This is a genomic window from Polaribacter marinivivus, assembly GCF_042651285.1.
GTDB lineage: Bacteria > Bacteroidota > Bacteroidia > Flavobacteriales > Flavobacteriaceae > Polaribacter > Polaribacter marinivivus.
The window spans coordinates 987,609-1,000,128 of sequence record NZ_JBHSCY010000001.1 but is presented as its reverse complement, the minus strand read 5'-3'; the positions used below and the strand labels follow the sequence as shown (position 1 = coordinate 1,000,128).

At 27.7% G+C, this 12,520-nt stretch carries 11 protein-coding genes and 1 pseudogene; 1 reads left to right on the top strand and 11 read right to left on the bottom strand.

Annotation, left to right across the window (positions count from 1 at the left end):
• Nucleotides 1-13: 13 nt before the first annotated feature.
• Both ACFOWD_RS04685 and rnpA read right to left on the bottom strand, forming a co-directional pair.
• The gene (locus ACFOWD_RS04685; RefSeq protein ID WP_377408523.1) at nt 14-1,645 is read right to left on the bottom strand and encodes a S41 family peptidase; all 1,632 of its coding nucleotides are present in this window, start codon (nt 1,643-1,645) and stop codon (nt 14-16) included.
• Nucleotides 1,646-1,653: 8 nt separating this feature from the next.
• Entirely contained in the window at nt 1,654-2,028 is a 375-nt protein-coding gene (gene rnpA, locus ACFOWD_RS04680; protein WP_377408521.1) for a ribonuclease P protein component, read from the bottom strand.
• 160 nt (nt 2,029-2,188) lie between these two features.
• Here rnpA and ACFOWD_RS04675 point away from each other — a divergent pair, with 160 nt between their 5' ends.
• The gene (locus tag ACFOWD_RS04675; RefSeq protein ID WP_377408519.1) at nt 2,189-3,367 is read left to right on the top strand and encodes an acyl-CoA dehydrogenase family protein; all 1,179 of its coding nucleotides are present in this window, start codon (nt 2,189-2,191) and stop codon (nt 3,365-3,367) included.
• A gap of 242 nt (nt 3,368-3,609) precedes the next feature.
• On the opposite strand, the gene ACFOWD_RS04670 is transcribed toward ACFOWD_RS04675, so the two are convergent.
• The 9 genes and pseudogenes from ACFOWD_RS04670 to ACFOWD_RS04630 form a co-directional block, all read right to left on the bottom strand.
• On the bottom strand, nt 3,610-4,200 hold the full coding sequence (locus ACFOWD_RS04670) for a methyltransferase domain-containing protein (RefSeq protein ID WP_377408517.1): 591 nt from the start codon (nt 4,198-4,200) through the stop codon (nt 3,610-3,612).
• Nucleotides 4,193-4,486, bottom strand: a complete 294-nt coding sequence (gene trxA / locus ACFOWD_RS04665; protein WP_298991303.1) for a thioredoxin — start codon at nt 4,484-4,486, stop codon at nt 4,193-4,195. Before trxA (ACFOWD_RS04665) ends, ACFOWD_RS04670 begins: the two co-directional genes overlap by 8 nt.
• 10 nt (nt 4,487-4,496) lie before the next feature.
• Nucleotides 4,497-5,495 (bottom strand): Tll0287-like domain-containing protein, encoded by a 999-nt coding sequence (locus tag ACFOWD_RS04660; RefSeq protein WP_377408515.1) that lies wholly within the window; start codon nt 5,493-5,495, stop codon nt 4,497-4,499.
• A gap of 50 nt (nt 5,496-5,545) precedes the next feature.
• Nucleotides 5,546-6,032, bottom strand: a pseudogene (locus ACFOWD_RS04655) (Crp/Fnr family transcriptional regulator).
• Between the two features lie 147 nt (nt 6,033-6,179).
• Nucleotides 6,180-6,311 (bottom strand): hypothetical protein, encoded by a 132-nt coding sequence (locus ACFOWD_RS04650; protein WP_298991298.1) that lies wholly within the window; start codon nt 6,309-6,311, stop codon nt 6,180-6,182.
• Nucleotides 6,312-6,332: 21 nt separating this feature from the next.
• A complete protein-coding gene (gene trxA, locus ACFOWD_RS04645; RefSeq protein ID WP_298991295.1) occupies nt 6,333-6,632 on the bottom strand; it encodes a thioredoxin in 300 nt (99 codons plus the stop codon).
• Between the two features lie 228 nt (nt 6,633-6,860).
• Entirely contained in the window at nt 6,861-8,201 is a 1,341-nt protein-coding gene (locus ACFOWD_RS04640) for a TolC family protein (protein ID WP_377408512.1), read from the bottom strand.
• Complete coding sequence (locus tag ACFOWD_RS04635; RefSeq protein WP_298991291.1) at nt 8,191-11,388, bottom strand: efflux RND transporter permease subunit; 3,198 nt, start codon at nt 11,386-11,388, stop codon at nt 8,191-8,193. The genes ACFOWD_RS04640 and ACFOWD_RS04635 overlap by 11 nt, the downstream gene beginning before the upstream one ends.
• Before the next feature lie 7 nt (nt 11,389-11,395).
• Nucleotides 11,396-12,508 carry an efflux RND transporter periplasmic adaptor subunit gene (locus ACFOWD_RS04630; RefSeq protein ID WP_377408510.1) on the bottom strand — a complete coding sequence of 371 codons (1,113 nt, stop codon included), beginning with the start codon at nt 12,506-12,508 and terminating at the stop codon, nt 11,396-11,398.
• Between the last annotated feature and the right edge of the window lie 12 nt (nt 12,509-12,520).

Genomic DNA, 12,520 nt, shown 5'->3' with positions numbered 1-12,520 from the left:
AGCAAATATAGAATTATTTAGAGGATAAAATTCTATTGTACTCTTTTGTGTTCTTCAATAATTTTACTGCTTCTATAATGGTTTTGTCATTTTTTAAATCATCTATAAAAACACCCTCTTTATAAAAATATTTTAATATTATTTCATCAATAATTTCTTCTTCTATTTCTTCTTTATTTTTTGAAATTTCATCAACTTTTTGTTTGTATAACTCTTCTTGTATTTTATTGAGTTCTTTACTTATATTTTGGTTTTGTGCATAATTAAAAGCTTCTTTAAAAAGCTTTTCTTGTTGAGTTACAAAAGTGGTATCTTTTTCTAGATATTGTATAAAGTCTTTAAAAATAGTTGCTGGAATATTTAAATCTTCAAGTTTTTCAACTTTCTGATTATTATGATAATAATCTGTTGCAAAATTAAAAATAGCCTTAGATTGAAATAATTCTTTGGTTAAATCTGTTTTATCTGAAGAGTTTGTCTTTACATCTGGTAAAATACCTCCACCATCATAAACTATTCTTCCATTTTGAGTCTTAAATTTATTAACTATTCTATCTGAAAACTTAGGCACTTTACCTGTTTTAAGATCTCTATTTGTATAATCTAATTCTTGAATACACCTTCCACTTGGTGTATAATATTTAGAAATTGTCAATTTTAATTGAGTCCCATAGGTTAATTCTTTTTGACGCTGAACTAAGCCCTTACCAAAAGAACGTTCGCCCAAAATTACAGCTCTATCATAATCTTGTAAAGACCCAGCTACAATTTCTGATGCAGATGCAGAACTACCATTAATTAAAACTGTTATTGGAATTTCTAAATCTAAAGGTTCATTACTACCTCTGTAAGTATTACTCCATTTTTTTATTTTAGCTTTAGTAGTAACTATAGTTTTACCTTTTGGAATAAAAAAGTTAGAAATATTAATAGCTTCTAAAAGAGAACCACCTGGGTTTGAACGCAAATCAAAAACTAATTTTTGCATCCCTTCAGACTTTAATTTCCTAAATGCTTTTTTAACTTCTGATGATGCTTTATTATTAAATCTTGTTAGAACAATATAACCAGTTTCTTCATCTATCATTTTGGAAAAAGGAACAGGATTTACCTCTATTTTTTCTCTAGTTATTTCTTTTTTTAAGACTTTTCCTTGCCTTTCAATTTCAACTGAAATCTTACTATTTGGTGTTCCTTTTAAATACATAGAAAGTTGTTCTCTTTCCATGTTTAATAAAGATTGCCCATCAACAGATGTAATAATATCACCAGCTTTCAAATCTGCTTTATCTGCTGCATAACCTTGATATATCTCTTTAATTTGTATGCCTTTATCTAAATAATAAACTGAAACTCCTATACCTCCATATTGTCCTTCTCTTCTAATTTTAGCATCCTCTACATCTTGTTCATTGTAAAAATTTGTGTAAGGATCTAAATCTTTTAAGGTATTTTTTATAGCTCTGTCTGTTAAATCTGCAGGGTTAATTTCATCTACATAATACATATTTAACTCTTTAAAAAGAGAGTTATATATTTCAATTTGTTTAGCAACCTCAAAGAAATTAGACTTAAAAGAATAACTTAAAAACATTGTTGCTGCAACTACAACTAAAATTGTTTTGTTTGAAAATTTAAACTTCATCCTTTTGTCTATTTTTTAGTTTTTTCTATAAATAACTCAAGCAGCTTTTTCGTTTTAAAATATAGCTCTTGGTAACTCATTTCTTCTCTACCAATATACGAAATCATAAAAACATAAGGTTTATCTACTTTATCGTAAACAATATTTTTTTGTAAACGATACGTTTCTCTCATTAATCTTTTAATTCGATTTCTGCTTACAGCTAATTTAAAATTTCTTTTAGGAACAGAGAATCCAACCTGACAAGGAAAATCAGAAGTGTGCTGAACTTGTAAAAAAACCATTCTAAAAGGAAAAACCTTTATAGATTTTCCTTCAGCATAAAGCTGTTCAATAAGCTTTTTGCTTTTTAATCGTTCTTTTTTTCCTAAAGTAAACTTCATTGATACAAACTTAAATGAAATCAATAACTTTTATAGAATAACTTTATACGAAATTTTAATTATTTGTATTTTTAAAATTGAAAATACACTTGTTTTATATTAAACAAATAATTGTATTTTTGTTTAAAATTACACATTTAAAATAATTAAGTAGATTTATATGAAGCCAGACTTATTTCAAGCACCAGACTATTACAATATAGATGATTTATTAAGTGATGAACATAAATTAGTACGAGAAGCTGCTCGTGATTGGGTAAAACGTGATGTATCTCCAATTATTGAAGAATATGCTCAAAAAGCTGAATTTCCTCATCAAATTATTAATGGTTTAGCAGAAATTGGTGCTTTTGGCCCTTACATTCCTGAAGAATATGGTGGTGCTGGCTTAGATCAAATTTCTTATGGATTAATTATGCAAGAAATAGAACGTGGAGATTCTGGTGTTCGTTCTACTGCATCTGTACAATCTTCTCTAGTTATGTATCCTATTTATAAATATGGAACAGAAGAACAACGTAAAAAATATTTACCAAAATTAGCTTCTGGAGAATGGATGGGTTGCTTTGGATTAACTGAACCCAATCATGGTTCAAACCCTGGAGGAATGGAAACTAACTTTAAAGATAAAGGTGATCACTATTTATTAAATGGAGCAAAAATGTGGATTTCAAATGCTCCTTTTGCACAAGTTGCTGTAGTTTGGGCTAAGAATGAAGAAGGAAGAATTCACGGTTTAATCGTAGAACGTGGTATGGAAGGATTTTCTACACCAGAAACTCACAATAAATGGTCTTTACGTGCTTCTGCAACTGGTGAATTAATTTTTGATAATGTTAAGGTACCAAAAGAAAATTTATTACCTAATAAATCTGGTCTTGGAGCCCCTTTAGGATGTTTAGATTCTGCACGTTATGGAATTTCTTGGGGTGCTATTGGTGCTGCAATGGACTGTTATGATACTGCTTTACGTTATGTAAAAGAACGTGAACAATTTGGTAAACCTATTGGTCAATTTCAATTGCAACAAAAAAAGTTAGCTGAAATGATTACAGAAATTACTAAGGCTCAATTATTAGCATGGAGATTAGGAACATTAAAGAATGAAGGAAAAGCTACTTCTGCTCAAATTTCTATGGCTAAAAGAAATAATGTAGAAATGGCTATAAAAATTGCACGTGAAGCAAGACAAATGTTAGGTGGAATGGGTATTACTGGAGAATATTCTATAATGCGTCATATGATGAATCTTGAAAGTGTAATTACCTACGAAGGTACACATGATATACATTTGTTAATAACAGGGTTAGATGTAACTGGATTGAATGCTTTTAAATAAATATTAAGAAGCAGATTCTAATAAAATTTTTGGGCATCTTTTACAATTGATGCCCTTTTTTTTATACTTATTACAACACTTACTTTTAGGCTTTAAGCAATTGGTTAAGCATGAAGAATCACAAACTGCTGTTGTTTGTAATTGTGTAACTTTTGTAGTCTCTTTTTGATAAAAAACAATCATTTGCTATACTATTGCTGCAAAGATAATTGTTTATTTAGAATAAATAAAAATAATGAATGTTAAAATTTAATCAGTTTTATAAAAAGTTCTTTCCCTTTTCTACTGGGTTCAGAATTATAACATTTTTCGAAAATGTTTATTTTAAAAAGTTTCTTAAAATAAAGTAAATATTCTTGTTTAGAGCCTCCAAAAGGAGGTCTGTTTTTGTATAGAGGCGCATCAAATAATACACCTACTAATTTTCCATTTATTTCTAATAAGTTATACATTTTAGAAACATAATCTTTTCTCAATGAAGGATGTATAGCACAAAAGAAAGTCTGTTCTACAATTAAATCAAATGTATCATTTACATTAAAAAAATCACCTAAAATTAATTGTGAATCTGGAAAATTTGGAACTCTCTTTTTGATATTGTTTAAAGCAGTTTTTGATAAATCAACAACAAATACGTTCTTAAACCCTAAATTAAACAAGTACTCAGCTTCATAAGAATTACCTCCACCAGGAATCAAAATTTTAAGATCTTTATTATTGAGTTGATTAAAATAAGCCTTTAAAGGAGTGGAAACTTTCCCTAAATCCCAACCTATATCTTGGTTTTGATAACGATTATCCCAAGATTTTTCAGATAAATCTATATTAGACATTTAGTATTTTTTGTTTTAAATCTGTTTTAGATATTAAACCTGCTTGTTTCCAAACTTGTTTCCCATTTTTAAATAAGATAAAAGTTGGCACGCCTCTAACATGAAACTTACTAGCTATTGCAGCATTTTTATCTACATCAACTTTTAAAATAGTTACTTTATCTCCTAAATTATCTTTCACCTCTTTTAAAACTGGACTCATCATTTTACATGGGCCACACCATTCAGCAAAGAAATCTACTAAAACTGGTTTATTTTGATTTACTATTTCTGTAAAATTATTCATGCTTATATAATTATTTTTCTAACGATACTTTCCAAATTCCCCTAATTTCATTAATACTATATCCAACTGCTTTATCATTTGGATATAATTCTTTCAATGATGCCAAAACATTTTCCTTAATATCTGTTTTTGGATTTCCATGACATTGCAAACACAGACCATTTGTTTTGATGGGGTAATAGACATTAACAGTATTATTTTCCTCTCTAACAATTGCATTTGCTTCTTTCTCTTCCAAAATTTCTTGTTTAAAAATCTTTATATAACCTTCTTCTTCAAATGTTGCTCTATTTTTTAAATTTCTTGGTTTGTCAGAAACTCTTTTAATATTAGCATTTAGAACTTTAGACATACTATCTGTTATGGGTAAAGCATTTATATTGCAAAATTTTAATGCTTCAAGAGTTCCTTCTTTTTGAATTTTCTTCATCAAATTTTTTCCTAATTCAGTTTTGGTTGCTAAAGCTATTTGAACACCTTTTTTCTTATGTGATTTTGTTTTAGCATCCATATTATTACCATATTTGACCATGCCTTGGTGTTTACCTTTACCTATGCCATTTTTCATGCCTTTTCCTTTTCCTTTACCATTATGATTTTTATGAAATCCTTTTGGTTTTTCTAATTCATTATCGTACATATAAGAAGCAATATATTCAATTGTTTTTTCAGAAAAAACTTGTTTAGGCATAATCCCAAACTTTTTGACAGCTCCATGCATTTTTACATTTTCTTGAGTAGGGTTTTTTATCCAATTTTGGATATCACTTATAAACTCTTTTTTAGTCGTATTTTTATTTAGATAATGATTTTTTACAGCAAACATAGGAGGTGCAATTCTTGAAGAATGATTTGCTGTATTACTATGACAAATAAGACATTTATTCTGCATTAGCTCTTTACCTATATTAGATTTTAAAGCTAAGTCTGTTTTATTGTTATAAGTTTTAGTTTTATTAGAACAACTTAAAAGAAATAAAGACACGAAAACAACTAGAAAATATTTCATCTTTTTATTTCAAAGATAAAACGATCTCTTATCATTTTTGGTAACAAAGGTTACAGTTGAAGCACTTTTATACTATTTCTATGCAACTTTATTTTAGATTCATTTTCTAATTTTTTTAATAACCTAGAAATGACAACTCTAGAGGTATGCAAATCTTCAGCAATTTCTTTATGAGTTGTTATTATGATGTCATTATGTATAACCATAGCTTTGTAAGATAAAAGATTACCAAGATTGATATTTGCTAAACCACTCTCCCATTTTTGCTTTTGGAATCATGATTAACTATACATCTGTTTCTGCTACTGCTCTAATTTTACTTTTTGTTTCTCATAAACAACAAGATAAAGTCATTGCACAAGTATATTCTTTCTCTAAATAATATAATACCAATTCATCTCCATTAGCATCTTCTCTTTGAATTTTTATAGCTCCCTTTAACAAAAGGGGCATAAACTTTATATAATCTCCAATATCTATAATTTCTTTATTTTTGGAGATAACTTTTGGATAACCAATTTTTTGAATTTCAGAAATTAACTCTTCTTCTCAAGAATATCCAAAATTTGTTACTAAATCATTAAAGTAGTTAGGCATTAAAATATATTTTCATAAAAAATAACAATAAGACTAGACATAAAAAAACCGAGTATTAAACTCGGTTGTATTTTTTTCAATTCTTATTCAATTGGCTTTTTTATCACTATTCATTAAAAGATAAACAGCTAAAATCAAACCAACTACAACTAGCACAAAAACACCGATCATTACAGTACCATTTGCCCAAGATACTAAAGGTAAATTATATAAACTCATATTTAAATTTTTTGGTTAAAATTAATTTTGATTTTTTAAAATTATATGTTTTAAATCGCTTTTTGTTATAAGTCCAGATTGCTTCCAAACTTGTTTGCCTTTATTAAAAAGTATAAAAGTAGGCACCCCTCTCACTTGAAATTTATTAGCTAGTGCTTTATTTTTATCAACATCAATCTTTAGAATTTTTACACTCTCGCCTAAATCATCTTTAACTTGCTTTAAGATTGGAGACATGGTTTGGCAAGGACCACACCAAGTTGCAAAAAAATCTATTAAAACAGGTTTGTCTTGATTTATAAATTCTAAAAACTTACTCATAATTTTATTTTAAAAATACCAAAAAAACTATGAAATCAATTAATAGTTAAGCTTTCTTAATAGAGTCAGAAATAACACTAACTGTTAAAAGAAAAACTAAAAATACAACTACAGCAACTGCACTTAATATTGGGCTAAACACTAAAAGTAAATTAACTAGGCTCATAATATAAATTTTAAATAAAGTTACTATTTAAAAAATCTACATTATATGATAAAAATCAAGTTTTAAAAATTTACATTTAATATATCTCCACTTAACTGTAGTAATTGAAGTTCTATTAGTTTAGCATCAAACTTTGCATTGTTTAAAGCAGTTTTAGCATTAATAAGGTTTATTTGTGCTTGTCTAAACTCTACAGAAGTTATTTGTCCAAGGTTAAAACGTTCTTGTGTTCTTTCGAAATTATTTTGATTACTTAGTACATTTTGCTCTTGCGCTTTTAATATAAACAATTGATTATTATAATTTTCCCAAGTGTTTTTTAGATTGTTTTTAATGGTAACTTTTTGTTGCTCTAAAGCAATTTGTTGGTTATCTAAAGCAATTTTTGCATTGGCTACCCTAGTTTTTCTTGTACCACCATCAAAAATATTCCAAGTTAAATTTAAGCCTGCATTTAAACCATCTGAAGTAATTAATTTAGCACCAAATGGGTTGATTAAATTCTCATTTTCTGTTCTATTAAAACCATATGAAGCATTAAAATTTAATGTTGGGAAATAGTTAGACTTATTTACTTTTATATTAAATTCACTTATTGCTATATTTTTTTCATTTTGCTTTAATAATGAATTATTTGCAATGGTTTTTTGCTCAAGTTCTTCTAGATTTAGTAGCTTATTATATTCAACTACAGTTTCTACATTGTAATTTGTTTCTTTATCTACACCTAAAACTACATTTAAACCTCTTTTTGCGTTACTAAGTTGCTGTTTAGCTGATATATAAGTAATACTATCATTATTTACATCTACTTGTGCATTTAATAATTCTAGTTTAGTAGATTGTCCATAATCATATTGATATTTAGCACGTTTTAATCTTCTTTTAGAAATACTTAAAGCTTCTTTTAAATTATTTGCGTTTTCTGACAATCTAGCAATTTGAAAGTAAATTGTAAAGAGTTGTAAGTAGGTGTTTTCTATAGTTTCTCTAGCTTGTAACTCTGTTAAATTATAAGTTTCTTTTAATTGTTTATAATTATATTTTCTTCCTAAACCATCAAATATGGTATAATTAACACCTAAAGAAGCATTGTAGTTTTTAGATACAACACCATTTCCAGAAATTTCAGAATCGTTACCAGTATTTCTATCTGTAAACGTTAAACTCTGGTTGTTTCTTTGATAAGTAGCACCTGAATTTAAAGTTGCAATTGGTAAAAAACCTGTGTTTAAAATATCGCTATTATTTTTAGCAATTTCTAAATTATTATTGGCAATTTTAATTCCAAAATTATTTTTTAACGTTATTGCTAAAGCTTCTTTTTTTGTAAGTATTTCTTGAGAAAAACTATAAAATGTCGATAAAAAAACGACAACAAATGTGAGTTTATTATATTTCATTTTCATCGTATTTAGAATCTATAACTGCTCTTTCTACTTCTTCTTTAGTAACATTATTACCTGTAATTAACCACTTCATTTTTACCTTAAAAAAGTTAGAACTTGATAGTAATAATGGCAATACTAATAAAGTTAATAATGTTGCAATTGCAATACCATAAGCAATAGAAATAGCCATAGGAATTAAAAATTGAGCTTGTCTACTTTTTTCAAAAATTAAAGGCGCTAAACCTGCGATTGTTGTTAACGATGTTAAGAAAATAGCTCTAAATCTAGATCTTCCTGCAGCTATAAGTGCATCATCATATTTCATGCCTTCTTTTAGATAATTATTAAATTTACCTATCAATACTAAACCATCATTTACCATAATTCCTATAAGTGCAATAATACCTAAGAAGGATAAAATTCCGATGGCAAAATCATGAATAAAATGACCCCAAACTACACCAATCATACTAAAAGGAATTAATATTATAAGTAAAAATGGTTGTGAGTAAGACCTAAATGTAAATGCAATAACTATATAAATTAGTCCTAAAATGATTAAGGAAACTCCGTTTGCTGAGTCTGTTGTCTTTTTACGCTCTCTATTCTGACCTTCGTAAATTGGAGTTACAGAAGTATATTTAGACAATATTTCTGGCATAATATTAGACTTAATATCATCTAATATTTCTGTTGCACTACCTTTTACTTCTTTTAAATCTGCAGTAATTTGTATTTCTCGTTTTCCTTCTAAATGATTTATAGCAATATCACCTCTCTCAATTGTATAATCTGCAATTTCAGAGAGTGGAATTCGTGTTCCATTTGGAGCAATAATTCGCATATCATCTAAATCTTTTATAGAAGATCTATCTTTTCTGTTATAACGAACCCAAACTTTAATTTCATCTTGACCTCTTTGAAAACGTTGTGCTTGAAAACCAAAAAATCCATAACGTACTTGTTGCATTACAGACTGTAAATTTAAGCCCAACAAATAAGCATTATCCTTTAATTTTATTCTAACTTCTTTAATACCTGCAGGATCATTATCTGTTACATCTTTTAATAATGGATTATTCTCTAAAGCAGTTTTTAACTCTTCTTTTACCGCTTTTAATTCAGTAATATTATTCCCTAATAATGAGATAGCTACTGGGCTTCCTCCAAAATTTCCTCCAGAACCAAAAACCAAACTTTCTGCTTCATAGACCTTACCTACTTTTTCTCTAATTGAATTTGTAATTTCTGGGGATGAAAAATCACGAGCTTCTCCAGGCAAAAGGTTTACAGTTAAAGTAGCATTTGCACTTCCAGGGCCAACCCTTCTAATTACATTTTCTACTACTTGTAAATTATCTGTCTGTTTAGCTGTATACTCGTTATTTACTAACCAAACTTTATCCTCTATTGAAGATATAATTGAGTCTGTAATTTTTTCGTTAGTTCCTTGTGGCATAGTAAGAGTAATCTGAACCCTATCACTAGCAATTCTAGGGAAAAATGAAGTTCTAACAATACCACCACCAATTGCCATAAAGCTAAAAATTAAAATAGCTACAGGAATACAAAAAGAAAAGAACCTATGTTTTAATGTAAAACTTAAAAGAGGTACATAATATTTATCTCTAAATTTAGATAAACCTTGGTCTGCTGCCTTATTTATTTTTTTAAAAAAAGCATCTATTGCATTGGTCTTTTTCTCTTCTCCATTTTCTAATCTTTTTCTATCTAAAGCTTTAGAATGAGCAATATGAGCAGGTAAAATAATAAGAGCTTCTATTAATGAAACACTTAAGGTTAACAATACAATTGTAGAAACTTCTCCAAAAAAACTACCTATTCTACCATCAAGAAAAAAGAATGTAGAAAATGCAATAATAGTGGTTAAAATTGCAGAAATAATGGGTGGAATAACTTCCATAGTTCCATCTATAGCTGCTTTTATTTTAGATTTTCCTAAATCGTAATAATGATGATAAATATTTTCTCCAATTACAATTCCATCATCTACCAAAATACCTATTACTATGATCATCCCAAATAATGATAAAACATTAATGGTAACATCAAATTGAGAAGCAAAAACAAACATACCTAAGAAAGCTACAGGTAATCCAAAAGCAACCCAAATAGCTAATCTTAAGTTTAAAAATAATGCTAAAAAGAACAATACTAATAAAATACCTACTGCCCCATTTTCTATTAATAATTGTGTTCTTCCTTTTAGTGTAGTAGAAGAATCACTAGAAACATTTAATTGTATGTTTTGCTGCTTTTGATTGTATTCGTAAATGTATTCTTTTACTTTATCTGCTGTTGAAATTAAGTCTTCGCTATTGGTATTATTAATAGTTATGTTAATTGCTAAATTTCCATTAAAGTACAACCTATCTGGATTTTCTGACCATACATCATTTACATTAGCAATATCTTTTAAACGAATAATCGTTCCATTTTGTTGAGTTCTAACTATTAAATTTTGAAGCTCAACTCCATAATAAGATTTGTTTCTAGCTCTAATTAAATAATCTTCTTGATCTGTTTTAATATTACCCCCAGTTACTAAAATATTAGCGTTTCTAACAGCATTTGCAACTTCTGTAAATGATAAATTGTAAGCTCTTAAATCATTTTCTCTAACCGCAATTTCTATTTCTTCTTCTGGAAAACCAGAAATAACTATTTGAGAAATACCTTCTATACCACGAATATCGTTTTCTATATTTCTGGCATATTGTTTTAGTGCTTTTAAAGAAACATTTTCTCCACTAACAGAAAAACTTATAGTAGGTCTTATACTTTCTACTTTTGCGATTACTGGTGGTTCCATTCCAGAAGGAAAAGAAGGCACTCTATCTACAGCATTTTTAACATCAGATAAAACAACATCAATATTTTTACCTTTTTCTACTTCTACATTTACAACTGCAGAGTTTTCTCTTGAGATAGATGTTACTCTATCTACACCAACAATTCCTTTTAAATTATCTTCTATTTTTAAAACTACACCTTCTTCCATTTCTGCAGGTGAAGCTCCAGGATAAGTTAGACTAATATTAATTAGTTGTGAGTCTACTAATGGAAAAAAGGAAGACTTCATTTTTAAAGCTCCAATTATTCCAAATACAAAAAATGCAATAATTACTACATTAACTGCAACAGGATATTTTATAAAGTAACTTATGATTTTTCTCATCTTACAATTACTTTTTATTGATTTTTACAATCATACCATCAAATGCACCTGGTAAAGGTTGAGATAAAATTTTTGCTCCATTTTCTAAACCTTTAATCACTACACTTTCTGAACCAAAATAAACTGCATTCACAGCTTGTAATTTTAAAATACTATCATTTTTAACAGTATATACTGCTTTATTATCTACTAATAATTTTCTAGAAATTTCTATTGCATCATCAATTGATTTTGCTTTTAAGTTAGCTTCTAAAAACATTCCTTCTTTTAAGTCTGGATGTTTTACTTCTATAAATGCAGAAATAGTTTGAGATACTTGATCTATTTTAGCATTTACTCTTGCAACTTTACCAGTATAAATAGTAGTATTGTTTGAACTAGATAATTGCACAGTATTTCCTACTTTTAGTAAGTCTGCAAATTCTGCATTAATTGAAACTTCTAATTCATAAACACTTGTATCTATAAACTCACCTAATCTTTGACCAGATCTTACTAAAGAACCAGAAGTAACTAAAGCTTCTGTTAAAACACCAGTAAAAGGCGCCTTAATTTGATGTTTGGCAAGTCTTACTTCTAAATTTTTTACATTATAATAAGCTGTTAAAATACCTCTACCAGAAATAAAATACTTTTCTTTATCTGATGAAAATTCTGGTAATTTTGGTACTGATTTTTTAAAATCGAAACTTTTTAAATAGCTTTCCCATTTTGTAAACTCAGAAGCATAATCTAAACGAATATCAGGTAAAATAGAAGTAATTAAATTATATAGATTACTTTTTTGTGATTGTAAACTGGCTCTAAATTCTTCACTATTAATACTTAATAAAGTTTCACCTTTATAATATTTTGTACCAGGTTTAAATAGTTTATTAGATGTATGTAATACTCCTTGAACCTCAGAAAAAATGTCTATTTTATGTTTAGCTACTAAATTACCATTAGCAGATAACATAATTGGTACAGATTGGTTTTCTACATTACTTACAAAAACCGTATTTATAATTTTTTTAAACTTTGGTTTTGGTTTTTGATTATTATCTATAAAATACTTTCCTAAAAAAATTGCTCCTGCAATTAGTAAAACACCTAGAATTCCTAGAATTATTTTTCTCATAATTGGTTAGTT

Bases quoted from the DNA above. Each gene is read 5' to 3' on its own strand.
- ACFOWD_RS04685 (WP_377408523.1), bottom strand. From the start codon at position 1,645: ATGAAGTTTAAATTTTCAAACAAAACAATTTTAGTTGTAGTTGCAGCA.
- rnpA (WP_377408521.1), bottom strand. From the start codon at position 2,028: ATGAAGTTTACTTTAGGAAAAAAAGAACGATTAAAAAGCAAAAAGCTT.
- ACFOWD_RS04675 (WP_377408519.1), top strand. From the start codon at position 2,189: ATGAAGCCAGACTTATTTCAAGCACCAGACTATTACAATATAGATGAT.
- ACFOWD_RS04670 (WP_377408517.1), bottom strand. From the start codon at position 4,200: ATGTCTAATATAGATTTATCTGAAAAATCTTGGGATAATCGTTATCAA.
- trxA (WP_298991303.1), bottom strand. From the start codon at position 4,486: ATGAATAATTTTACAGAAATAGTAAATCAAAATAAACCAGTTTTAGTA.
- ACFOWD_RS04660 (WP_377408515.1), bottom strand. From the start codon at position 5,495: ATGAAATATTTTCTAGTTGTTTTCGTGTCTTTATTTCTTTTAAGTTGT.
- ACFOWD_RS04650 (WP_298991298.1), bottom strand. From the start codon at position 6,311: ATGAGTTTATATAATTTACCTTTAGTATCTTGGGCAAATGGTACTGTA.
- trxA (WP_298991295.1), bottom strand. From the start codon at position 6,632: ATGAGTAAGTTTTTAGAATTTATAAATCAAGACAAACCTGTTTTAATA.
- ACFOWD_RS04640 (WP_377408512.1), bottom strand. From the start codon at position 8,201: ATGAAATATAATAAACTCACATTTGTTGTCGTTTTTTTATCGACATTT.
- ACFOWD_RS04635 (WP_298991291.1), bottom strand. From the start codon at position 11,388: ATGAGAAAAATCATAAGTTACTTTATAAAATATCCTGTTGCAGTTAAT.
- ACFOWD_RS04630 (WP_377408510.1), bottom strand. From the start codon at position 12,508: ATGAGAAAAATAATTCTAGGAATTCTAGGTGTTTTACTAATTGCAGGA.